We start from the raw sequence: 25,315 nt of genomic DNA, 5'->3' as shown, positions 1-25,315 counted from the left end.
TCAAAACCCGCACTCTGGCATATGTTCAATCTTTCGATTGATTACCTATCATTGTTCAGTTTTCAAAGATCTGTTGCCATTCCGAAGTACTTTTTTAAAAGCGCTTCGTCAACTGGCGACTTGATTATAATATCATATTCACATATTCATGTCAACACTTTTTTATAATCTTTTTTTCGTTTTTTATTTCTCAATCATTAAGAGAAACAAAAAACGAAATCATCCAAGCATAAATAATATCTTAATTCTTGGACATTTCTTACAGCCCCGTTCGTGACTGTATTGTTATTATAGTATACTTCACTCATGTAATGCAAGCACTTTTTACCAAACTTTCAAATTTTCACCATTCTCTCACAAACCCGTCATCACCGCCTTGATTTTTAATTTTAAATTGTGTACAATACATTTAACCAATAAATACTGTTATCTAAGAATTTATAACAGCATTATAACCACGTTCTATTCTATATTTCATTTTCTATTTTCATTTCATTTATATATGTGAGGAGTCTTTTAATGAAATTTTCAAAATCTTTATTAACAAAAACCATAACTATGGCTACATTATGCGTAACTATGGCAACAGCCGCATTAGCAGCCCCAGCAGGCAGTTTTGACACATCGGAAATTCATGTAACTGGTTCCGCCTCCCGCTCTGTAGCACCTACATATGCTATTTTATCCTTAGGTATTAACAGTGAAAATACTAATGTCAGTATTGCAAAATCCAACAATGATGCTATCATGAGTAATTTAATCGCCAAATTATCCAGTCTTGGTATTGAAAAAAAAGATATTTATACCTCTAATATATCTATTAATACTATATCTGACTATCAAGAAGGAAAACGTATCAAAACAGGTTATCGTGTATCCAATAACATTACTGTAAAAATTAACGACCTTAACAATATAAGTAAAGCAGTAGATGCAGCTGTAAGCGTAGGCGCTAACGATATCAACAATCTAAGTTTCCAAAATGATCCATCCCAAAAATTAACTGATACCTTAACTACAGAAGCAATTCAAAACGGTCGACACAAAGCCGAAGTTATCGCAGCTGCTCTCGGCCGTACATTAGGACCTGTAAAAACAGTATCCATTAGCACCGCTCAAACAAACCCTATCGATGGTGGATATTACCGTTTGGCAAAATACGCAGCTTCTGACACAGCCCTATCCACATCTACACCAGTAGAAAATGGTTCTTTGATTGTTAATCAAAACGCAGATATGACATACTATTTACAATAATATATATCCAATATATAAAACAACTAAATCTATACAAATAAGAGTAGCTAACGAGTTATGTACTCCCCTGAATATTCAACCTAAAATTAATCATTAGGGATGGTAGTACAGTTCTCATTAGCTACTTTTTAATTACATATTATATATCTATTGTTTATATATTGTCTGGTACGGTACCTACATGAACAGCCACAATACCACCAGTCAACTCATAGTAGGTTGCCGCCTCATAGCCTAAAGACTTCCAGATTTCTAAAATCTCAGATTGATGAGGATAACGACGCAATGATTCTGGCAACCACGCATACGATGAATTGTCCTTACTCAACTTGCCTATAATAGGTAAAATATAAGTAAAGTAAAAATGATAAATCTGTTTAAAACCAATCATGCTTGGTTTGGCCAATTCTAATACCACAACTTTCCCACCAGGTTTCACCACACGTTGCATTTCACGAAGCACTTGTTCAATATCTGGTACATTACGCATAGCAAACCCACTCATAGCCGAATCAAAGGTATTGTCTTCATAAGGCAATGCCATTGCATCACCTTGCACCAAATTAACTTGATCCAGCAACCCCGCCATCTCCATACGAAGATGACCTTGTTCCAACATTTCACGATTAAAATCGAGAGCCTCAACCATTAAGGTTGGTTCTTGACGCAACGCTTCTTTAGTAAACACACAAGTCCCGCAGGCAACGTCCAATACACGTTGATAAGGTCCAATATCCATTTGCTTCACCGCAAATTTACGCCAAAAGTAATCTTGCCCAAAACTCAACACCGTATTCATCAAATCATAATGTTTTGCAATATTTGAAAAAACACCTTGCACAAATTCTTCTTTATCGGCATGAGTTGTAAATTCTTTTGTATTCATAAACTCCACTTTCATCAACTAAATTACATATGCTGAAAGTATATCACATTCCATAAGGATTTTCACAGCATTTAACCATAAAATAGGTTGTCATTATTTTATGTTCGTTGTATAATGACATATGTCCTTTCTAAAAGGAATTTCTTTTTTATTATATAATATATTTATATATATTCAAGTAGTTTAAGTAATGGAGTCAATTATGAATCGATTTATGAAGTCAATCAATCGAGTGAGTCTCATACAACAAATCATTGTCGGACTCATCATCGGTATTATCACCGCCCTATACTTTCCAAGCTTTGCAAAAGAGCTATCCCTATTAGGGGTTTTATTCGTAGGGGCCCTCAAAGGAATCGCACCAGTACTCGTTTTTTTCTTGGTAATCAATGCTGTTAGCAAACACCGGTCTGGTCAAAAAACTGGTATGGCCTCTGTTATTACTCTATATTTATTAGGCACATTTTTATCAGCTGCCTTGGCAGTATTGGTGAGTTGGGCCTTCCCTACTACACTCCACCTAGTAACGGGCGCCGCAGATGCTAAAGCCCCCGAAGGTATTGCAGAGGTTATGATTACACTTTTAAAAAATGTAGTAGATAATCCTGTACATGCGTTAATGAGTGCTAACTACATTGGTATACTTGGTTGGGCGTTACTCTTTGGTGGTGCTTTACGCAAAGCATCGATGACTACAAAAGAAATAATGGAATCTTTAGCTAAAGCAGTAACAACTGTGGTTACCTGGATTATTCGATTCGCTCCACTTGGTATTATGGGACTTGTTGCAGAATCCATTGCTACCAATGGTATTGAAGCATTAGTAGGCTATTTACAGCTCTTAATATTGTTATTAGGATCCATGCTTTTTGTAGCATTAGTCATCAATCCTCTTCTCGTATTCCTTTACATTCGTCGCAATCCATATCCATTAGTATGTAAATGCTTACGTGAATCTGCTATTTACGCATTCTTTACACGTAGTTCTGCTGCTAATATTCCTGTAAACCTCGATTTAGCAAAACGATTAAAACTCAACCCAGATATGTATTCTGTATCTATCCCTTTAGGTGCTACTATTAACATGGGTGGTGCAGCTATCACGATTACAATTATGACATTGGCAGCAGCTAATACATTAAATATCACTATAGATGTACCTACAGCAATTCTCTTATCTATCATCGCCACAATTGGTGCCTGTGGTGCTTCCGGCGTCGCTGGTGGGTCCTTGCTACTTATCCCATTAGCATGTTCCCTATTCGGTATTTCTAATGATATCGCCATGCAAGTAGTAGGTGTTGGTTTTATCATTGGTGTATTGCAAGACTCCACAGAAACAGCATTAAACTCTAGCACAGATATTTTGTTCACTGCTACTGCAGATTATGCCAAACGAGGATATCACGAAGATTGGAACTAAACAACATAGTGTAACTCTAATGTGTATATAATACACCTAAAAAAACGGCGCTTTCTTGGCGTCGTTTTTTTTTTTTAGGTGAAAGCCCAAAACCTCACCACAGAATCAATCTTAATGTCAGGACTATAAATACAAAAGTGCCTCATAACAATAGAGTCCTATCCATATCCGCCACATTATACATTGATTTTTTTCAATGTAATGTTATAATAAGAAATATGATAATAGCTATTAATAATTTTATATAGAAAGGAATTAGCATGAAACAATACGATCTTATAGTAGTTGGTACCGGTGGCGCCAATATCATTGTAGATGCAGCTCAAAAAAAAGGTCTAAAGATTGCACAAATCGAAAAAGGTAAATTCGGCGGTACATGCTTAACTCGCGGTTGTATTCCTACAAAAGTAATGGTTACAGCGGCCAATGCTATACAAGAAATTGAAGAGTTTAAAAAAATCGGCGTTCATACTAGCACACCTACACTTGATTGGGATTTTATGTCTAAGCGAGTATGGGAAAAAATCGACGAAAGCGACGCTATTTTTGAATATTATAACGCATTCGATAATATAGATGTATATCGTGGTGCTGCTACTTTTATCTCCGACAAAGTAATGAAAGTCCATATGAACGATGGCACAGAATCTGAAGAAATTACTGCCCCTATCATCGTACTAGGTACTGGGGGGCACAGCAAAATTCCAAATGTCCCGGGCTTACAAGAAGCAGGATATCTTTCTAGTGAAAGCCTATTCGGCAATAAGTACCCTAAAAAACCATTCAAATCTTTGGCAGTACTTGGCGCAGGTCCTATCGGTGTAGAATTTGCTCACGTATTCGCCTCTGCAGGTACAGAAGTCACTATTATCCAGCATAATGTACGTTTAGTACCAAAAGAAGATAGCGATATGTCCGAACATCTTCTACAAAACTACAATGCTCGCGGTATCAAATCCATCCTCAACCAAGACACAGTAGAAGTGCGCATTGAAAATGGTGAAAAAATTATTGTTACCAAAGATCGTAATACAGGTGAAATCACAGAAACACGGGTAGAAGAAATTCTCGTTGCCGCTGGTATTCGCCCCTCTGTTGAAGAACTACATTTGGAAAATACAGGTATCGAACAATTGCCAGGAGGCTGGATAAAAACAAATGAATTCCTAGAAACCTCTGTAGAAGGTATCTATGCTATGGGCGACGTTAATGGCGAACCAGCATTCCGCCATCGCGCAAATTACGAAGCAGACATCATCGCGCACAATCTATATGTAGCAGAATCTACAGATGATTATCGTTGGGCTCGTTATGACGTTATTCCTATGGTAACTTTCTCCTACCCCGAAATTGGTCACGTTGGTTTAACTGAAGCGGAAGCTGTGAAAGCAGGTTACAATGTAGGAATCGGCAAAAATTATTACTCCTCTACAGCTAAAGGCTTTGCTATGGGGATTTTGTCTGGTGATGTAAATGATGGATTTATCAAAATTGTAGTAGATAAAGACACTAATACAATTCTTGGTGTACACATTATCGGTCCACAAGCATCAATCTTATTCCAGCCATATGTTAACCTTATGAACAGTGGTGATACAATAATTAAAGCAATTAACGAAGAAATCGCTTCAGAAACAACCAAGGCACTACGTGCTAAAGGTTTAATCCGTCACATGGATCCACACTCAGTTATTACTGTAGGCGAAACAATGAGTCCACACCCCTCCCTTATTGAATTAACTATGTGGACACAAGTATTCTATGAAAATCGTTGGTAATACTACAACACAATATAGATAAGTCATATACACTAACAGCCTCTCGGATACATTCCTAGAGGCTGTTAGTGTATAACACTTGCTATCGCATCAAAAAATACAAGCAAAAGTGCCATACTCGTACATTAAGCGAGCATGGCACTTTTGCGAACAAGATATATTATTTTCTATCCATTTCAATATCGCTACCCCAAACAAGGTTTGTACGACGATTGTCAAAACCTTGGTCTGGTGCTGGCGGTAATTTTTTAGATTTACCTGTCGATACATAGGCACCAGTTTCGGCATCTACGGTAACTACAGTTTTCTTACTATTTTGATGCATAGTGACAAAATAATTAATTTTGCCATTATGAGCTTCAATTTTCCATCCCTTCATAACAGCATCAGCGCCTAATTGTTGTTTAGCAACCGCTTCCGCTTGAGACACATCGACAACTTTGTCTTTGTTAAATATTTCTCCAATGACTTGTTTAGGTTTACCACCTTCTGTCATATCAGATTGGTTCCCTGTGATAATATCAACCTTCATTTTATATTCGTGGTATTTACTATAGCCTACAATTTGATAGGCATAAGACAAATCATCAGAATTAAGTTCTACAGAGTGCAATGCTGCATTCGGATATCTATTTTGGAAAATAGTACCAATTTGGCTCATAGTCATTACAAAAGCTTCGCCTGGAGCACGCTGTATAGTTATATCTGTACTCGTTTCAGGTTTTGTTTTACGAGCCTCTGCATTAGTTGTAATGCTAGCTGTAAAAATTCCTGTTGCAACAATACCCGTCAAACAAAGAGAAACTATTTTTTTATTCATTTATAACCTCCTATATAGCTTTTGCTATATTATACATCTTCATAGAAAGATAATCGTCTTTCCACATCTGTCATTAACAATTTGTATAAAGTTGCTATTAAAGGAACGCCTATAAGCATACCTGTAACACCAGCAAGACTACCACCAATAATAACAGCGGCAAAAACCCAAAGCCCTGGTAGACCAACGGAATCACCAACGATTGCAGGATAAATAAAATTGGTTTCTACTTGATGCAATACTTCTACTATAATAATATAAATCAAAGCTTCCATAGGGCTCACAGTAAGCAATATAATACCGCCCATAATAGCACCAATATAAAATCCTAGCATTGGTATTAATGCAGTAAGACCTAATACACACGCAATGGTTGTAGCATAGCTAATATTGAACAACCACAAAGTAATACCTACCATAAGCCCAAGAATAATGGCATCAATAAATTGGCCTACAAAAAAATTACTAAAAGTTTGTATAGCCACGCGACTCACATATGACGCATGTTCAACTATAGCATCCGATGCGTAAGCTTTCAAAATACGCTTAAACTGTCCTAATAACCGCTCTTTATCAAGCAACATATAGATGGCAAAAATAATCCCTAGCATAATATTGAAAGCCCAAGAGAGGATATTTCCCATCGCATCTACTACATAGGCGCCCCCCTTAGTACCTAATTCACGGGAATAGTTAACCACACTTTCACCATTCAATGTATCCATTATAGTTTGGTTATTAGTAATACCCAAGGTACTCGACAATTGATATAGCCACGTTTGAAAGTCTACGTACAGTTGTGGCATAGCTGCTACAATCAATGATAGGGAGTGAATCAATTGTGGCACCGCCATACGAGCGATAAAATAAATAATCAAACTAATTGTTATAAATGATAAGATAAGGCTCAAAGGCCGCCGCATCTTATATTTCCATCCCTTTTTAATAGAAGGCCATAACCATCGTTCATAACGAACTACAAGAATATCTAGAACAAAGGCAATACAACCACCTAATATTAACGGAATAAAGGCGGTTATAAAAGCCATTACCCCATTTGCAATATCCGAGACTCGTAAGGCCAATAAAACCATTAACCCCGCTAGAACTATAGCACCTATAAGGGGTTTGTAATATTTAAATTTTTCCATACTAGTAACTCACTTTGCTAAATACATGGTAAGATTGTACACAATCTAAATGAATGATATATGACGATATATCTAGTACATAAGTACTTCTATTAATTCATTCTCACTAACATATAATCGATCACATAACCTCATGTGCCATTGCATACAGTAGTTATTCTAATAGGATTAGTATAACACAAAAGTCCATCTTATCGCATTACTAACTAACGATAAGATGGACTTTTTTTATGTGTTAATAACTATATTGTTACACACGAGTAGCTATTAGCGGTGAATGTAAACGTCTACACGACGATTTTCAGCTTTGCCTGTGCTTGTAGAGTTAGAAGCAACTGGTTTAGCATCACCATTAGCGATACCAATCAAACGATCAGCAGATACGCCATTGCTTACTAAGAATTGAGCTACATTTTGAATACGACGCTCGGACAATGCTACATTGTATTCAGCATTAGCATCTGTATCAGCATTACCCATCAATTTAACAGCATCATTTGAATATTGGTTAGCTGCGTTCAATGCTGCTTGCAAATTAGGCGCTTGGTCAGCACGAGGAACAGATTGATCGGAATCAAAGTAGATAGATTGTACATAGTAATCTTTCATTTGTACAGGTTGTGGAGCTACTGGACGTTCATATACAGGAGCTGGAGTCACTACAGGAGCTTCTGGTACAACTACTGGTTCAGCTGCTTTTTGTCCACCAAAACGGTAGGATAAACCAACTACAGGACCTTGGAAGGAAACATTATTGTTTTCATCAGCTTTAGTATTAATATAACGGTAACCAGCTTGAATATCTAAATCATCAGTAGCTTTGTAACCTAAACCAGCTTCCCAAGTTGTAGTTTTTTTAGTGCCAATACCAGCTTTACCATATAATTCCACTTTAGAACCGATAGGCGCTTTACCAATAACACCAGCTTGAGCAATATTATTTGTTGTGTCAGTATCATTATTATGAATACGACCCCAACCACCATATACGGCAAAGTTTTTATTCAAAGATTGTACCAAGTTCACTTCATGCATATCACTGTCTAATGTTTTAGAGTTTAAACCATGGTAACCATATTGCAATGCAGTTTTATCAGCTAACGCATATGTTAAACCACCATCAAAATTCCATTTGTGAGAATCTTTGAAGTTATCAGCTTTAACTTCTGTGCTATTAGCACCTAAATCCAATTGAATTTCACCTTTGTTAAATTGAGTTTGTGGAGTTGCACCAGCTACAGATACACCAATAGCAGCAACCGCCAATAATGCTAATAATTTTTTATTCATTATAATACCCTCCTTCGACTTCAAAAATAAACACGAAATCGAAATCTAAAAATAACATGAAAACATTCTACACGACTTTTTGATAAATTTCAATACAAAAATAAATTTTATGCAACAAAATATGACTGTACCAATTCAGCCTATCTACTATGGCTTAATTTTCTTTTGTAGAAAACCATGCACGGTGAAATACCGCTGCAATAGCACCACCCAATAAAGGCGCTACAATAAAGAGCCATACTTGAGACAATGCTTCACCTCCAGTAAACACCGCTGGTGCCAATGCACGAGCTGGGTTAACGGATGTTCCAGTTAAAGGAATACCAATCAAGTGAACCATCGTCAATGTAGCACCAATTACTAGGCCTGCAATAGCAGATGTTTTTTCGCTCGCAGTTACACCGAGGATTACCAATACAAATACAAAAGTTAAGAATGTTTCTACAATAAATGCACCGCTCATTGATAACCCAACAGCACTTAATGCAGCATAACCATCCGCACCATAGCCATGTAAAATTTCAGAACTATTTACAACTGTACTTAACAATCCAGAGCCAGCAAAAGCACCAATAACTTGTGCTATTACATAACCAATGAAATCTTTTACAGACATGCGTCCAGCTAATAACACACCAAGGGACACAGCAGGATTAACGTGGCAACCAGAAATATGCCCAATAGCATATGCACCTGCTACAATAGTTAAACCAAAGGCTAATGCAATGGCCATAACACCAAGGAAACCTGCACCTATCCCCCCAGTAAAACCGCCTGTTACAACAGCAGTACCTGTACCAAAAAACACTAAAATCATAGTGCCTAAAAATTCAGCAATATATTTGTTCATACTACTCCTCTTCCTCTTTCAAAAATAGTTTAAATTTATATTACTCATCTTGTATTCATAATTATAATACTTTTTCCTGTTTCGTCAACAACTTTTTTCTATATAATTTCATTCAATACAATAGTTTGCAAAGATTCTAATTCCCAAGCTTACTACTTCTTCGTGTATAATCTCAAATTATATAATTCTATGTTGCCATTTACCACTCATATAACGTGCATAGGCGCAAACAAATCGTATTGATTGATCAATACATAGCGATAACCACGCCCCTGTAAGACCTAACTCTAAAGTAATACAAAGCACATAAGTCACAATAGGTCTAATAATCGCTACGCTAAGAAGAGAATATTTCATAATATAATATGTATCCCCTGCACCTTTAAGGACGCCTGCATATACCTGTTGCAAGGCTTGTGGAAATGCGGCTACCCCCATAATCCCCAACAAGGATATAGCCATAAGTACGACTTCATTTTCACGGGTATAAAATTGAATGAGCATATCTCCGAAACCTATGAAAATGATAGCACTACTGATTCCCACAAATAGTCCTATACGAGCACCAATCGATGCATAAGCACGAGCTATATCAGGTCGTTTATGTCCAAGACTCTGCCCTGTATGAGAAGCACCAGCAAACCCAAGCCCCATAGCAAAGTAATAGAAAATATCCATCAAATTCATACACACATAATGCGCAGCCAATGGTACAGCGCCTAAAGAGGCAACAATCATAGTGTATGTATACATACCAAACCGTTCAAAAAATTGTTCTCCCAGCGAACTACCTCCTACATGGTACATTATGTGTAATACGGTGCGTTCAAATCGCCATTTTGACGGATGTAATAAAGTCAATCCATCAGTCATAGATTGGCTAATGGTGCGCAATAGTAATAAGGCAATAACAGCAGAACTAATCATGGTAGATACACCTGCGCCCATAACGCCTAATTCAGGGAAGAAACCTATACCATAAATTAAAAAGAAATTCAGTATAGTATTCAATATATTTCCTACCACATTAGCTTTAAAAATGACCTTTGTATTACCATAACCAATGAGGGCGGCCCCCACGACTTGGCTAAAGGACTGGAATAATAAACTAATAACGATAAAACGACCGTACCACACAGCCGTTTCGATATAACTATCTTCAGCGCCGGTAAAACGGAGTATAGACTCCACATTCAGGAAACTTAAGAACAACAAAGGAATATAAATCAAGAAGTTAAGTAATATAGATTGTTTAAGAACAGCATTCATACCATCTATATCACCTTCGCCATGACGCCTAGCAATGATGGCAGTAATCGCTATGGATAAAGCTCTACAAACGAGAAGAATTACCATTTCCGGCTGTCCCATAATCCCTACCGATGCTAATGCAGAAGCCCCCAAAGCACCTACCATAGCAAGATCAATAGCCGTCATCACTTGTAACATGAGTCCTTGCAATGTAGCAGGCCATGCTATTTTTAAATATTTGCTGTACAACTCTCTAGTCGTGCCCACTGGACCTAACCGATCATTCACAGGCAACATAAAATCGACTGAAAACCATCTTTTAAAACGTTCTATCATACATACCTCAAGAACTGACAAATCTATAAGTGTAATGTCCCCAACTCCTAGATATTATATCATAAAACATTATAATAAAACGAATTTTAGTCGACATATCAATATTTATTCACATTTAATTTAGCAATAAATGTGATTGTATCCATGCCATTACACAGATAATAAACATCAATAATAGATATATATTACCTATACATTAGCAATCTGTATCAAATATATATCGATGTTGTAATCTAGCTAAATCTATACGTTGTTGCCATATAGACATATACTCTTTGTACAGATATTGCCCTTCTTCAATAGATATTAAATGAAATCGAATATCATCTCCTACTGGTAATTGACTAAGCCTCGGCAAATCAGGCGTTATAACAGTGCCAATTTTAGTATAACCACCTGTAGTTTGTCGGTCTGCCATGAGTACAATAGGTTGACCATCTGCAGGTACTTGAATAGATCCAAATACAGCGCCATCAGAAATGATATCAGCACCTATTTTGTGAGTAATCGTAGGTCCTTTTAAACGGAATCCCATACGGTCACATCGCTCCGTCAATGTATAAAGACCTGAGCCAAATGCCTCTATTCCATCTTTGGTAAAAGCTTCGCTTTGAGCACCTAACACAACGCGAAATGGATCATGGCAATAGCGTCCACCCCGATTATAAAGAGCTACATTAAACAATCGATGCAATGTATCATCAAATCTGCAAATAGTTACATCAGTAACAGATACACGATGTAAATATACCGTGTCTCCCACTTGCAACGGGCGTCCATAAAATCCTCCGATTTTAGATTTTGTATGAGTTGCTACACTACCATTTACCAGAGGTACATCAATACCACCAGAAAAAGAAATATACATTCGCATACCGCACTGTGCAAATCCACCAGAAATAACATCACCAGCATGACACAAAAAGGGGATATAGCGAGGAACCTTCACATGATTAATAGTTGGCTGCATATCAGCACCGGTAAAAGCCACTATACAATTTCCCCTCAATGTTAATGTAGGTGCTAATACGGTACATTCTAAAGCGCCTTTAGGTTCAAAATTACCTACTAAGGCTTGGCCTAATGCGTAGCTTTCACCATCCATAGGACCCGCTACAGGCATACCAAATTGTTGATATCCAACGCGACCACTATCCTGTACAGTTGTAAACATACCAGGCGCATCCACATGAAATGAAGTACGTTCAAAATTAATAATTGCCACGGATATCACCTACCTTATGTTGTAATACCTCGACTGTATAATCACGTCTATGATTCTCAATATATCTAAATTCATCAGAGGAAATCGGCACATACCGTACATAATCACCAGCATTTACAGTGCTCGGAATATCACGATTCATATCATACATAACGATAGGAGTGCGGCCGATAATTTGCCACCCTCCCGGCGAGTCAGATGGGTATGTACCAGTTTGATTTCCTGCAATGCCTACGGAACCTGCGGGAATCAAAGTACGAGGGGTCGACAATCGCGGAGTCTCTAGGCGCGAATCTAACCCCCCCAAGTAAGTAAAACCAGGAATAAAACCAAGCATATATACAAGATAATCTACGCCACTATGAATAGAAACAACATCGTCTATAGTAAGATGATTATGTTCTGCCACAAATTCGATGTCCATACCATACTCACCACCATAACAAGTAGGTATATGAACTACTGATACAAACTCAGATGAATCGCTTGTGGTAAAGTTTTCACAGGCACGAGTCAAATAAGCACACATTTCGTCATAAGAGTATACTAATGGATTGTATTGAATCAGCAATGCACAATAAGTCGGTACTAATTCAATAATAGCATCATCCTGTTGATTGACTATGTATTCCATAACTTGCCGAATACGGCGATTAATCTCAGGCGCAATGACATTGCCAAACTGCGCAGATATAGCCGCATCACCAACAGGAGAAAAATTGGGAAAGTTCATAGTACACCTCAAATCCAATACACTGAATTCCGATCCATTATGGAAATAATCCATATAATTAACCTAATAATTTTTTTATCCCTTCTAAAGATGTAACACCAATATAGGATGTTACGAGCACTACTACCCAACCTAGGTAGAACAATACAGGACTATGTTTATAATCACCTACAATAGATGTTTTCTTAGTAGCAATGAGCATTACTGCCAATGTTACAGGCAAAATCAATCCATTAACAGAACCGGCTAAAATCAATAATACCGCTGGTTTTCCAAGAAAAATCAAAATCAATGTAGAAAGGAAAATAAAGACCATAATAGTCAATTTTTCATTTCTTGCTACTACTGGTAATAATGTTTTTAAGAACGATACAGATGTATATGCTGCACCAACTACAGAGGTAATGGCGGCACAGAAAAATACGATTCCAAAAATAAGATGCCCCATTTCACCAGCACCTAACAAGAATGCAGATCCAGCTGGGTTTTTAGAATCTAATGTAAATCCCATAGTAACAACGCCTAGAACGGCAAGGAATAATAAAATACGCACTATTGCATCTACAATCATCCCCATAAATGCAGAACGACGTACATCATCTAAATGTTCCTGCCCTGTAATACCTGCATCGATGAGACGATGGCCTCCAGAAAATGTAATATAACCACCTACAGTTCCACCGATGAGGGTGATAGTCGCAAACCAAGGAATAGTATTTGGTACTACTGCATGCGTAATAGCTTGCCCTACAGGAGGTTCCGTGACAATAGCGATATAACCGATAAGGATTAACATAACGGTGCCAAGAATTTTTGCTGTATTATCGAGCACGCCACCCATTTTTTTAGAGGTAAATAATAAAATACCAATAATACCACTAATAGCAGCGCCCCATGTCGTATCAATTCCAAAAACAATATTTAGGCCCATCGATGCGCCACCAATATTGCCAATATTAAATGCTAGCCCACCAAGAGAAATTAAAAATGCCACAACATACCCGAGTCCCGGTAAGACTTTGTTAGAAATATCTTGTCCTCGCATCTTAGATACGGCGATGATAGTCCACACATTGAGCTGTGCAATAATAGAAAAAATAACAGATACCACAATGGCAAAGGCAAAATCTGCTCGTAACTCGCCTGTAAAAGCGGCAGTTTGCAGCATAAATCCGGGACCGATGGATGATGTAGCCATCAAAAATGCCGCGCCTAAGAGAACGGAAAAACTAGCTTTACCTGAAATCGGTTTCATAAGTAATCTCCTTATATATATGGACTAATCATTGGGAATATTGAAAATGGCCAACTGCAATACCAGCCTTTTCTAATCCTTTTCGAATATGCGATGTAAAAGCAATCGCTTCTGGGTTATCACCATGAACACAAACAGAATCTGCCACGATGGGAATCACCTTGCCAGTATTCGTAACTACGTTTTTTTCTGTCACCATTCGTATAACACGCTGCAATGCTTCTTCTGGATCTTTAATGAAAGCTCCCACCTCATTGCGTGGCACCAGGGTTCCTTGCTCTGTATAACCACGATCTGCAAAAACCTCTTGTATAACAGGGATGCCTCGGTTCACTGCTTCTTGAGCAATATAACTACCGCTTAATACCATAGCGCGAATATTAGAATTAACCGCTACCAATCCATCAAGCACCGCATCAGCCAATGCAGGAGTTACACAAACAGTATTATAAAAAGCGCCATGTAATTTCATATGTTGTACTTCTACACCATGATATGCAGCAAAAGCTTGTAAAGCACCTAATTGATATATCATATATGCCTTCGCTTCTTGTGGTGTAATCGTCATTGCACGACGTCCAAATCCCATCAAATCTGGATACCCTGGATGAGCGCCAACAGCAACGCCTTTTTCTTTACATAATGCAATCGTCTTATCCATAATCAAAGGATCGCCTGCATGCCATCCACAAGCTATATTCGCACTAGTCACATAGTCTAATACAGCTGCGTCCATACCTAGTCTATAGGTACCAAAGCTTTCTCCTAAATCACTATTTAAATCGACTCTGTATGACATGTATTTCATCCTTTCTTAACTCAAACTATATTCTATAGAATTTATTATGTAAAAATTATACCGAACTTGTAACCTATCTGACAAGTTCGGTACACATGTATACAAAATTCTTTTTGTCCTTATAAATATAATAACTATATAACACCTATATATTAACAATTGTGATAATGTCTGATTAGTTCTTGCTTATGTTGATTTAAACTCGATGAATCATTATAACACTAATACGGTTTTACACCACAACTGCTCTATCACATCTGCCATATGCTCTGCTTCTGTTATCTCCGATACAGCACAAATCATAGTTGGTTGTTCCGCCCACACAGCAGAAGCATTATGTATCTTGATACCCCCAATAGCTACCGTAGGTAATACACTGTGTTGTGCTGCATAACGTACATAGGCAAGTCCCACAGGATAAACATTCGGTTTTGTTTGGGTTGCATAAATTGGTCCTACACCGATGTAATCGATAGAATCAGCATACCGATTAGCCGCTTCTATATCTTCTATTTTATGCGTAGACCAGCCGATAATCATTTCATTACCTACAATGCGGCGAACCACAGTAGGTGGTAAATCATCTTGACCAATATGCACACCATCAGCTTCTACAGCTATAGCTAAATCCACATAATCATCGATGATTAATAAAGCTCCATACAAATTGGTCAATTGTCGCAATGCTAAGGCTTCGTGATAGCGAATCATCGGTGTTTTATGTTTTTCCCGATATTGAATGATCCGAATGCCTCCTTCTAGCATAGCTTTCACAAGGGTCACTACATCACGGCTACCACCTGTGATTCCGTAAATAGGGCATTCTTCATAAGCTGTTTTTAATTTGCTACGCCTATAATTTTGTTCTGTCATTCCCAGTCACCACCTATTACAAAACATCTTTCCCTAATAATAAGGCTAAGACAATATCCGCCTGTTTATTAGCGGCAATAGCTACCCGCGGCGCATAAGGGCAGTCATCAGTAATACTACTATGTTTATCGCCCACTATATAAAGGTTATCTCCCATTTTTGTAACCCCTAATTCATCTGATTTACCAATACCGGCGATACCAGAAATCATAATACATGGCACAGTAACATCACTTATAGCAGAAAAAAAATCTACCTTACTCTCAACTTTATCAAAGGCCTCTACTAAAATATGTGCATTGCTAAAATGCTGTAACATCGTATCTTTTGTTAAAAAATCGGTATATTTTTCTACCGTAATCTTGGGATTAATATGAGTCAAAATTTCTGTCAATGCATCTACCTTATAGGTACCTACCTGTTGCGGAAAATAAGATTGACGATTTAAATTACTCAATTCCACTGTATCCATATCATCAATGATAAAATGACGAATACCGCTACGAGCTAAACTAATAGCACAATTAGACCCAATGCCACCTGCCCCTAAAATGCCGATAACCGCATGTTGTAATATATCTAATTCTTCAGGAGTGTAAAATTTTTGTATGGATAGTTCAAATTCATTCTGATTATGTTCCATATATTTCTCCACTAATTACGTCATAATAATTGCCAATCTTTAAAAATCGGTTGATACCCTTGTTCTCGAATCATAGCCGCCATAGCTGCTACACTGCGATTATCACTAATATCAAACTGATTTGAATCCTCGCCCCTTGTATGACCCCCTACGGCAGTTGTAACACCAGCAGACATTTTTGTAACCCCTAATTTAACCAAGTGATTACGCATCATAGGTGATTCCCTAGATGATAATGTAATACCGATGCGAGGAAAGGCAATGCGCAAAGCCAATATATATTGCACTAATTCTATATCTCGCAATGGATGCTGTGGTTGGTATCCTACAGCACAAGGACGAATACGAGGTGTAGATACTGCAATTTCCACATCTGAATACTGCTTCATCAAATACCGTGCATGGAGCCCTGTTTTATACGCTTCCAAGCGCCAATCATCAAGTCCCATTAACGCTCCAATATTGACGGTTCTCACCCCGCCTTGGCAGGCGAACTCTGGCGTATCAATGCGTTTTTGAAAATCTCTCTTCGGTCCAAAAGGATGCAGTTGTTCATATAAAATCGGATTATATGTCTCTTGGAACATAGTCATTCCATCAAGATCTGCTTTCACAAGCTGTTCGTATTCATGTACTGTTAACGAGTATACTTCAATGCTAACAGAGCTAAATAAAGGTGCTACGATACGTATAGCATCTTCGATATAAGATACTGGACTATGTTGATAGGACTCACCAGTTAACAATAAAATGTGTTCTAACCCTGTACTTCGAATATTTTGTGCTTCAGCCTCAATGTCAGAAGCATTCAATTTTAATCGATGAATATCGCTATAATGGCTATACCCACAATAAATACAACCATTTTCACAATAATTCGCCATATACATGGGTGTAAACAACTGCATGGTACGACCAAAATGTTGCACTGTACGGCGGTGTGCGCATTGCGCCATATCCTCAATACATGCTTCGCCAGCTGGTGAAAGCAATGCTAAATAATCCCTCATCGAAAGAGATGACTGTGCCAATATCCGTTGTACGTCCTGTACGCTAGTTTGTTCTAGCTGTTGACATAACTCATCATCTCGTATAGATTCTAATTCACTAATAAAAGACATAATCTACCTCAATCTCGCAAAAAACCAGTCAAAGGCGACGATGCCTGCGCCACATGTTGTACAGCACCACATTTTGCCAAAAATGCCTGACGCCCTGCCAACACAGCATGATGAAAGGCCTGTGCCATGAGTATAGGATTATCACTGCTAGCAATAGCTGTATTTACTAGAACTGCATCTGCACCCATCTCCATTGCTTCTGCCGCCTCTGATGGCTTGCCAATACCTGCGTCTACAATAATGGGGATATCGATCTCTTCTATGAGCATTTGAATCATCCCTTTTGTTTCAAGACCTCGATTGCTTCCTATAGGTGCTGCCAGCGGCATAACAGTAGCCGCTCCAGCATCTACGAGACGTTTCGCATCCATCAAATCAGGACTCATATAAGGAAATACAGAAAATCCTTCCTTCGCTAATATATCAGTAGCTTTAATAGTTTCCATATTATCAGGTAACAAATACCGTTGATCACGGATGACTTCTATTTTTATGAGATTCCCACAGCCTAGAACCCGCGCCATACGTGCGATGCGCACCGCTTCTTCTGCCGTACGAGCGCCCGATGTATTCGGCATTAGATGAATATCCTTTGGAATATAATCTAGTATATTTTCACTATGTTCACTACCACCAGCACGGCGCAATGCTACGGTGACTATATCTGTTCGAGACGCTAAGATGGTTTCTTTCATAATCTGATAAGAACCAAATTTACCAGTTCCCACTAATAACCGACTAGAGAAGCATTGATTCCCTACCTGAAATGTATCATCTGAGCAATCTATGCCTCCTATAACATATTCTGTTTCCTTCATGGTTGTATTACTTTGTTTGTCATCAATACCAATCATTTCACCCATGTTAACCACCTCCTACAAAGCATACAATTTCTAGTCTGTCTGCCGCACTAATTTGCGTTGACTCATAGGTATCCATAGGTAAAATAGTACCGTTTAATTCTACCGCTACTCCTGATAAGGGATAATCTAGTTCAACTAATATATCTCGTAATAAACTATGTGACACAGTTCTCTCTTCTCCGTTAATGATAATGAGCATAGTCACTCTCCTTCTTAACAATCACCTTAGATAATATCAATGTAGTCCTCTTCTAATGCTTTATTGATGCTACGCACAGCACAGAATTTACCACACATACTACACGTATCGCTGTGATCCTCCTCTGGAGCTCTGCTTTCACGAATGGAGCGAGCCTTATCAGGATCAATGGCCAGCGCATATTGTGCTTCCCAATCAAGTCGTTGTCGCGCCTCTGCCATAGCATCATCTCGTTGCCGTGCCCCTTCAAGACCTTTAGCGATATCTGCGGCATGAGCAGCAATTTTGAAAGCCATAATGCCTTCTTTTACATCATCAACATTAGGCAAAGCTAAATGTTCCGCCGGTGTTACATAACAAAGGAACGCTGCCCCATGCATACCTGCCACTGCACCACCGATGGCTGCCGTAATATGGTCATACCCAGGAGCTATATCCGTTACAAGTGGTCCTAAAACATAGAATGGAGCATTATCACAGATAGTCTGTTGTATCTCCATATTCGCCTGCACTTGATTGAGCGGTACATGACCAGGACCTTCTACCATAACCTGTACACCCTTGGCTCGAGCGCGACGTACCAATTCACCTAATCGTACTAATTCTTCTATTTGACATACATCCGTCGCATCCGCTAAACAACCAGGACGACATGCATCACCGAGAGATATGGTCACATCGTATTCTGCACAAATATCAAGAATATCATCGAAATATTCGTAGAAAGGATTTTCCTGTTTCGTCATACTCATCCAAGCAAATACGAGACTGCCTCCGCGGCTAACAATATTTAATTTTCGCCCTACCGTTTTAATTTGCTCTATTGTTTTCCGCGTAATGCCGCAGTGTATAGTAATAAAATCAACGCCATCCTCTGCATGAAGTCGAATGGTATCGAGAAAATCTTGAGCTGTTAGAAATGCTAAATCTTTTTTATGATGAATAACACTATCGTAAATTGGCACAGTGCCAATCATAGTAGTGCACTCCTTACCTAATTTACGTCTAAACACACGAGTATCACCATGAGTGGATAAGTCCATAATAGACTCTGCCCCTAAAGCGATGGCATGATTAACCTTCTCCATTTCCACATCGTAATCCATACAATCCTTCGAAGTACCTAGATTAACATTAATCTTTGTGCGTAGCGCCTTGCCAATCCCCTCAGGCTCTATAGACTGATGATGCTTATTGCACGGAATAACCACCTCACCTGTAGCAATGAGTTGTCGTAATCGTTCAACAGATATATTTTCCTTTTGTGCCACCACTTCCATTTGAGGCGTAACCAATCCTTTGCGCGCCGCTTGTAATTGAGTATAAAACATACAATCTCCTTTCAATATAGAGAACCTCTCAATGAGCTGTAAAAATGACCACCACGTAGAGACATGAATTATACTCATAAGGCAAACAAAAAAGGGTATCGATAAAATGATCGATACCCCTTAGGTGTTCAGCGTGCTTCCTACGCGGGCATAACCCCGATCAGGTCTAAAGGTCAGGTGCTACTAGCCCTTTCTCAGCCTATCACATAGGCTCCCTTGCAAAATATAATATGTATTTGTATATAGCATACCACTTAGTAGAAAAATGTTCAAGGGTATAAAAAACGGATAGCTCATCTCGAACTATCCGCTTATATTTTATGGTGATCCAGGAGGGATACGTAAGCGACTTAGTGTGCTAGGAGCAAAGCGACGACGCAAACTTAGTCGATACGATGTTCACCCCGAAGCGCAGCGAAGGGCCCTCCAAATGATAAAAGCACTCTGCCAAAGCAAAGTGCTAATGATGGTGATCCAGGAGGGATTCGAACCCCCGACCCACGGCTTAGAAGGCCGTTGCTCTATCCAACTGAGCTACTGAACCATGTGGATTACCAAAAGTAGTCATATATAGTATATTGTATCCTCTGTAGGACGTCAATATAATTAATTTTTGTAGGTCACCCTAAAAAAGGCAAAAAAAAATGGAGCGGGTGAAGGGAATCGAACCCTCGCGACCAGCTTGGAAGGCTGGGGCTCTACCATTGAGCTACACCCGCAAAATAGATGGTCGGAGCAGCAGGATTCGAACCTGCGACCCCCTGGTCCCAAGCCAGGTGCGCTACCAAACTGCGCTATGCCCCGATATCATCGACATTTGCTATTATAGCAAATACGGTAGTTGATGTCAACCACTACTCTAAGAGATTTTTTACATCTTGTAATGCATCTCTGTAACGAAGATTATTATATCATTAGGATTATATACTGGCAAGCATTTTTTTGCATTTTCATCTAAATTTTAAGATTTATTTTGTGCTAACTATAAATCCCCAAAGTCGTATGTAAAATTCAACGCTTTATTTTACAGCATTAAATACAAAAAAGAGGCTATCCAAAGATAGCCCCTCATATCATATATAGTATCTTATTCTATTAGTAACTATAAGAACCGTCTTCTAATGCACCTGGGTTTTGAGCAATACCAGTTTTAACAGCCACTTCTGCTACTGCTTTTGCTACAGCAGGAGCTACGCGTGGATCAAATACGGTAGGCATAACATTTTCATCGTTCAATTCACTATCTGGAATCAAATTAGCCAATGCATCAGCAGCAGCCAATTTCATTTCGTCAGTGATTTGAGATGCACGAACATCGATAGCACCGCGGAAAACGCCAGGGAATACAGCAACGTTGTTGATTTGGTTTGGTGCATCGGAACGGCCTGTACCGGCAATGCGAACACCAGCAGCTTTCATATCAGCGTATGTAGCTTCTGGATTTGGGTTCGCCATAGCAAATACGATGGCATCATCAGCTAAACTTTCTAAAATATTTTTTGTAAAAGCACCTGCTGCAGATACACCAAGAAGAATATCAGCACCTTTAGCGTTTTCAGCCAAGTCGCCATGTTTTTCTTCTAAACCAAGCATATCAATCAATTCCGCTTGCAAAGAATCAAGGCGTTTGTAATCTTTGTGCAATACGCCAGAAGACACTAATACAGTGATATTACGAGCACCTGCAAGATATAGCAAACGAGCAATATTAGCACCTGCTGCACCAGCACCATTTACTACGATTTTAGCAGTAGCTAAATCTTTTTTTACCAAACGAAGAGCCCCTTTAACACCAGCTAAACAAGCGATAGCTGTGCCGTGTTGATCATCGTGGAATACAGGAATTTCCAATTCTTCTTTCAATCGATTTTCAATGTCATAGCATTTAGGGCTAGAAATATCTTCAAGATTAATACCAGCAAAGTTCTTTTGCAACAATTTGACAGTGTTAATCAAAGTATCCGCATCTTTAGTGTCTACAACTAAAGGAATACAATCAACATTGCCAAATTTCTTGAATAGTAAGGATTTACCTTCCATAACTGGCAATGCTGCAGCAGCGCCGATATCGCCTAAACCAAGTACGCGTGTACCATCGGATACTACTGCAACCATATTAGAACGGCAAGTCAATTCAAAGGACTCTGCTTCATTCTCTTTAATGCGAAGACAAGGCTCTGCTACACCTGGTGTATATGCAACGGATAAGTCATGAGCATCTTGTAATTCATATTTAGTTCCTACTGTGAGGAAACCTTTTAATTCACGTTTTTTCTGTACTGCTTCTTCACGAATGTCCATAATAATTCTCCTTTTTTGGAATGACATCCCATATTAATTCAGTATTAATTACTATCTTTTACTGATTTTATTATACATGATACTCATATCCATTTCAAGATTTTTCGATGTAATATTTCGAAAATGTTAGAATTGGTTATCCTTTCACAGACGGTAAATTACGACCATAGAAAATTTCCATCATTTCTTGTTTCAACTGCTGCTTAATCTGTTTGATTTCTCGTTCACTGAGTTCACTTTCAGTAATACCGAACAAGTAATTATCCAAATCAAATTCCTTAAGCATCATTTTAGTATGGAAAATATTTTCTTGGTATACGTTCACATCAATCATATTATACCGATTACGGGTCTTTGCATTAATATAGTTTTGAATGGAGTTGATGCGGTGATCGATATAGATTTTTTTGCCCGACACATCCCGCGTAAAACCGCGCACATGGTAATCTAAAGTAAGAATGTCGGAATCAAAGTTATTAATCAGATAATTGAGCGCATTTAATGGAGAAATTTCACCACAGGTAGACACTTCAATATCTGCTCGGAATGTACTTATCCCTTTGTGAGGATGACTTTCAGGATAGGTGTGAACCGTCAAATGAGATTTATCGAGATGCATAACAACGTCTTCTTTTTCCACTTCTTCTTCGGAAATCAAAATCGTTACCGATGCACCTTGTGGGTCATAATCTTGTTTTGCTACATTCAAAATATTGGCCCCTATCATATGAGATACTTCTGTTAAAATAGCGGTCAAACGATCTGCATTATACACTTCGTCAATATATTGAATATATTGATGTTTTTCTTCATCTGTACGGGTATAACAAATATCATAAATATTAAAACTCAACGTTTTAGTGAGATTATTAAACCCATATAATTTCATTTTTGGTTTCACTTTAACCGGTGTTTCCATGTAATAACCCTTTCCTTATATAGACTTACTATTATTGGTGAAAGCCATCCCTCACTGTACCAAACTCAGCTATTCCTATTTCCGAAATAGATGGTAGCTTTCACAAAAGGTTCTATTTTAGTTTATTTATAAAATATCTTGCTTATATACAAATTCAACGAAGAAATTCCCCTCATCATAGGTGACAATAGCAAAGGTGCCACCTGATTTATCACGAGGTAACGCAATGCTACCTGGGTTGACGAACAGCGTATCCCCTTGACGATATTCACCATGATGATGACTATGTCCAGCCACGACGAGACGAGCTTCCATAGCCCTGCCGATGTGAATCAATTCTTGTATTCGATTATAATATGATACCTCATGACCATGAGTCATGTAAATATATGTATCTTCTATAGGGATTAACTGTTCTCTAGGCTCCAAAGGTTGCATTCGATCATTATTACCGCGCACCGCATAAACAGGCACATCAGTGTGTTCCTGCATATACCGCGCATCATCACCTACGTCACCAGCATGCAGCCACATGTCAATGTCTTCATGAGCAGTAGCAGCTAATACTAAATCGATATCCTCCAAATAGCCATGCGTGTCGCTAATGATACCGATACGTTTCATCTACCCACCTGCTTTACCAACTCTTGTAACGCCTTACCACGGTGACTAATGGTCTCCTTCGTATCAATGTCCAGTTCTGCCATAGTTTTACCAAATTGAGGTACATAGAAATACGGATCATAGCCAAAACCATTAGTTCCAATCGGCGTATCTTGTATTTCACCATCACAGGCGGCTTCGGCAGTAACACTGGTTCCATCTGGATATACTAATGCTAATGCGCATACATAGTGAGCCGAACGATTATGTTTGCCTTGTAATTGGGCAATCAATTTGTTATTATTCGCTACATCATCACCATGTTCACCAGCATAACGGGCAGAATAGACCCCTGGTGCCCCATTTAAGGCATCCACAACGAGACCAGAATCATCTGCTAAGCAAGGTAACCCTGTTTGTTCACTATAATAGCGTGCTTTTAATAATGCATTTTCCATAAAGGTAGTACCCGTTTCCTCTGGTTCTGGTACTTGGCAAATCTCTTTTACAGGTACGCAAGAAATATTCATATGGGAAAATGCTTGTTCAAATTCTCGTATCTTTCCTGCATTGCCCGTTGCTAACACGATACGTTCCATTATTGTCCTGCTCCTTCTATTGAGGATTCTACAGGATACACCTTGCCTACCTTATCTGCCACAGTACCTAAGGCTACGCGTTGAATGTTCATTAATTCATCCGTAGCAGATTCAGCTAAATCCAATAATTCATTTAACTCAGCTCGCGTAAATGTACCATGTTCACCAGTGCCTTGTACCTCTACAAGATGACCTGCACCAGTGCGGACAACATTCATATCTACTACAGCAGCGCTATCTTCTTCATAACAAAGATCTGTAATAGGGCCATCTGGACCAATACCTACAGAAATGGCAGCACAGAAATCTGTAATAGGGAATGTACCATGTCCACCAAAAGTGTAATCTATTGCATCGACGAGAGCCACAAAGGCACCTGTAATAGATGCAGTACGTGTGCCACCATCAGCTTGGATAACATCACAATCCAATGTAATGGTTCGTTCTCCAAGAGCCTCTAAATCGATAACGGCACGCAAAGCACGACCGATAAGGCGTTGAATTTCTACTGTACGGCCTGTTTGTTTGCCCTTCGCCGCCTCTCGGCTCACACGAGTTTGCGTAGAACGGGGCAATAAAGAATATTCTGCAGTTACCCAACCTTGACCAGTGCCCTTTAACCAGCGAGGTACTTTATCTTCAATACTAGCAGTACAAATTACCTTTGTGTTACCACATTCAATGAGTACCGATCCTTCTGCATAATCCGTAAAATGTCTAGTTATCTTAATAGGTCTTAATTGACCCTTCGTTCTATTATCGCTACGCATAAGCTCCCTCTTTTCTACATACATAGGAACGCCCCTTAT

The 25,315-nt window shown here is 38.7% G+C and carries 24 protein-coding genes, 3 tRNA genes and 1 riboswitch; of the genes, 3 read left to right on the top strand and 24 right to left on the bottom strand.

Annotated features, from left to right (window positions below):
* Nucleotides 1-519: 519 nt before the first annotated feature.
* Complete coding sequence (locus tag EO120_RS06385) at nucleotides 520-1,257, top strand: SIMPL domain-containing protein (protein ID WP_127134653.1); 738 nt, start codon at nucleotides 520-522, stop codon at nucleotides 1,255-1,257.
* 154 nt (nucleotides 1,258-1,411) lie between these two features.
* On the opposite strand, the gene EO120_RS06380 is transcribed toward EO120_RS06385, so the two are convergent.
* Entirely contained in the window at nucleotides 1,412-2,143 is a 732-nt protein-coding gene (locus EO120_RS06380; protein WP_127134652.1) for a ubiquinone/menaquinone biosynthesis methyltransferase, read from the bottom strand.
* Between the two features lie 202 nt (nucleotides 2,144-2,345).
* Between EO120_RS06380 and sstT the strand changes: the two genes are divergently transcribed.
* Complete coding sequence (gene sstT, locus EO120_RS06375; RefSeq protein WP_127134651.1) at nucleotides 2,346-3,566, top strand: serine/threonine transporter SstT; 1,221 nt, start codon at nucleotides 2,346-2,348, stop codon at nucleotides 3,564-3,566.
* Between the two features lie 260 nt (nucleotides 3,567-3,826).
* Complete coding sequence (locus tag EO120_RS06370) at nucleotides 3,827-5,344, top strand: dihydrolipoyl dehydrogenase family protein (RefSeq protein WP_127134650.1); 1,518 nt, start codon at nucleotides 3,827-3,829, stop codon at nucleotides 5,342-5,344.
* Between the two features lie 160 nt (nucleotides 5,345-5,504).
* Here EO120_RS06370 and EO120_RS06365 read toward each other — a convergent pair whose 3' ends face one another.
* From EO120_RS06365 to rph, 23 genes are all read right to left on the bottom strand, one after another.
* Nucleotides 5,505-6,164, bottom strand: coding sequence for a PepSY domain-containing protein (locus EO120_RS06365; RefSeq protein WP_127134649.1), 660 nt, complete (start codon nucleotides 6,162-6,164; stop codon nucleotides 5,505-5,507).
* Between the two features lie 29 nt (nucleotides 6,165-6,193).
* Nucleotides 6,194-7,315 carry an AI-2E family transporter gene (locus EO120_RS06360; RefSeq protein ID WP_127134648.1) on the bottom strand — a complete coding sequence of 374 codons (1,122 nt, stop codon included), beginning with the start codon at nucleotides 7,313-7,315 and terminating at the stop codon, nucleotides 6,194-6,196.
* Between the two features lie 267 nt (nucleotides 7,316-7,582).
* Complete coding sequence (locus EO120_RS06355; protein WP_127134647.1) at nucleotides 7,583-8,605, bottom strand: OmpA family protein; 1,023 nt, start codon at nucleotides 8,603-8,605, stop codon at nucleotides 7,583-7,585.
* Between the two features lie 154 nt (nucleotides 8,606-8,759).
* Entirely contained in the window at nucleotides 8,760-9,455 is a 696-nt protein-coding gene (locus EO120_RS06350) for an aquaporin (RefSeq protein WP_127134646.1), read from the bottom strand.
* A 177-nt stretch (nucleotides 9,456-9,632) separates the two neighbouring features.
* Nucleotides 9,633-11,042: an MATE family efflux transporter gene (locus EO120_RS06345; RefSeq protein WP_127134644.1), complete on the bottom strand. Its 1,410-nt coding sequence runs from the start codon at nucleotides 11,040-11,042 to the stop codon at nucleotides 9,633-9,635.
* A 196-nt stretch (nucleotides 11,043-11,238) separates the two neighbouring features.
* On the bottom strand, nucleotides 11,239-12,267 hold the full coding sequence (locus EO120_RS06340) for a 5-oxoprolinase subunit C family protein (RefSeq protein WP_127134642.1): 1,029 nt from the start codon (nucleotides 12,265-12,267) through the stop codon (nucleotides 11,239-11,241).
* The gene (pxpB, locus tag EO120_RS06335; RefSeq protein ID WP_127134640.1) at nucleotides 12,254-13,000 is read right to left on the bottom strand and encodes a 5-oxoprolinase subunit PxpB; all 747 of its coding nucleotides are present in this window, start codon (nucleotides 12,998-13,000) and stop codon (nucleotides 12,254-12,256) included. The genes EO120_RS06340 and pxpB overlap by 14 nt, the downstream gene beginning before the upstream one ends.
* Before the next feature lie 58 nt (nucleotides 13,001-13,058).
* Nucleotides 13,059-14,255, bottom strand: a complete 1,197-nt coding sequence (locus EO120_RS06330) for an NRAMP family divalent metal transporter (RefSeq protein ID WP_127134638.1) — start codon at nucleotides 14,253-14,255, stop codon at nucleotides 13,059-13,061.
* Between the two features lie 28 nt (nucleotides 14,256-14,283).
* The gene (locus EO120_RS06325; RefSeq protein ID WP_127134636.1) at nucleotides 14,284-15,054 is read right to left on the bottom strand and encodes a LamB/YcsF family protein; all 771 of its coding nucleotides are present in this window, start codon (nucleotides 15,052-15,054) and stop codon (nucleotides 14,284-14,286) included.
* Nucleotides 15,055-15,267: 213 nt separating this feature from the next.
* On the bottom strand, nucleotides 15,268-15,927 hold the full coding sequence (thiE, locus tag EO120_RS06320; protein WP_127134634.1) for a thiamine phosphate synthase: 660 nt from the start codon (nucleotides 15,925-15,927) through the stop codon (nucleotides 15,268-15,270).
* 16 nt (nucleotides 15,928-15,943) lie between these two features.
* The gene (gene thiF / locus EO120_RS06315) at nucleotides 15,944-16,570 is read right to left on the bottom strand and encodes a sulfur carrier protein ThiS adenylyltransferase ThiF (RefSeq protein ID WP_127134632.1); all 627 of its coding nucleotides are present in this window, start codon (nucleotides 16,568-16,570) and stop codon (nucleotides 15,944-15,946) included.
* A gap of 20 nt (nucleotides 16,571-16,590) precedes the next feature.
* Nucleotides 16,591-17,691, bottom strand: a complete 1,101-nt coding sequence (thiH, locus tag EO120_RS06310; protein WP_127134631.1) for a 2-iminoacetate synthase ThiH — start codon at nucleotides 17,689-17,691, stop codon at nucleotides 16,591-16,593.
* Between the two features lie 8 nt (nucleotides 17,692-17,699).
* A complete protein-coding gene (locus EO120_RS06305) occupies nucleotides 17,700-18,509 on the bottom strand; it encodes a thiazole synthase (RefSeq protein WP_127134655.1) in 810 nt (269 codons plus the stop codon).
* Between the two features lie 46 nt (nucleotides 18,510-18,555).
* On the bottom strand, nucleotides 18,556-18,753 hold the full coding sequence (gene thiS / locus EO120_RS06300; RefSeq protein ID WP_127134630.1) for a sulfur carrier protein ThiS: 198 nt from the start codon (nucleotides 18,751-18,753) through the stop codon (nucleotides 18,556-18,558).
* Between the two features lie 26 nt (nucleotides 18,754-18,779).
* Nucleotides 18,780-20,084: a phosphomethylpyrimidine synthase ThiC gene (thiC, locus tag EO120_RS06295; protein ID WP_127134629.1), complete on the bottom strand. Its 1,305-nt coding sequence runs from the start codon at nucleotides 20,082-20,084 to the stop codon at nucleotides 18,780-18,782.
* A gap of 120 nt (nucleotides 20,085-20,204) precedes the next feature.
* Nucleotides 20,205-20,312: riboswitch (TPP riboswitch) on the bottom strand.
* Nucleotides 20,313-20,551: 239 nt separating this feature from the next.
* Nucleotides 20,552-20,628 (bottom strand) — tRNA-Arg (locus tag EO120_RS06290).
* Nucleotides 20,629-20,729: 101 nt separating this feature from the next.
* Nucleotides 20,730-20,803: transfer RNA gene (locus tag EO120_RS06285), tRNA-Gly, on the bottom strand.
* Between the two features lie 8 nt (nucleotides 20,804-20,811).
* Nucleotides 20,812-20,888 (bottom strand) — tRNA-Pro (locus EO120_RS06280).
* Between the two features lie 291 nt (nucleotides 20,889-21,179).
* Nucleotides 21,180-22,385 carry an NAD(P)-dependent malic enzyme gene (locus tag EO120_RS06275; RefSeq protein WP_127134628.1) on the bottom strand — a complete coding sequence of 402 codons (1,206 nt, stop codon included), beginning with the start codon at nucleotides 22,383-22,385 and terminating at the stop codon, nucleotides 21,180-21,182.
* 136 nt (nucleotides 22,386-22,521) lie between these two features.
* Nucleotides 22,522-23,304, bottom strand: a complete 783-nt coding sequence (gene speD / locus EO120_RS06270) for an adenosylmethionine decarboxylase (protein WP_127134627.1) — start codon at nucleotides 23,302-23,304, stop codon at nucleotides 22,522-22,524.
* A 126-nt stretch (nucleotides 23,305-23,430) separates the two neighbouring features.
* Nucleotides 23,431-23,928, bottom strand: coding sequence for a metallophosphoesterase family protein (locus EO120_RS06265; protein ID WP_127134626.1), 498 nt, complete (start codon nucleotides 23,926-23,928; stop codon nucleotides 23,431-23,433).
* Nucleotides 23,925-24,506 (bottom strand): XTP/dITP diphosphatase, encoded by a 582-nt coding sequence (locus EO120_RS06260; RefSeq protein ID WP_127134624.1) that lies wholly within the window; start codon nucleotides 24,504-24,506, stop codon nucleotides 23,925-23,927. The genes EO120_RS06265 and EO120_RS06260 overlap by 4 nt, the downstream gene beginning before the upstream one ends.
* Nucleotides 24,506-25,276, bottom strand: a complete 771-nt coding sequence (rph, locus tag EO120_RS06255) for a ribonuclease PH (RefSeq protein WP_127134623.1) — start codon at nucleotides 25,274-25,276, stop codon at nucleotides 24,506-24,508. Before rph ends, EO120_RS06260 begins: the two co-directional genes overlap by 1 nt.
* Nucleotides 25,277-25,315 lie beyond the last annotated feature (39 nt).

The sequence above is a fragment of the Veillonella caviae genome (assembly GCF_003992125.1).
GTDB classification, from domain to species: Bacteria; Bacillota; Negativicutes; order Veillonellales; family Veillonellaceae; genus Veillonella; species Veillonella caviae.
This window is presented reverse-complemented; position numbering and strand designations above follow the sequence as displayed.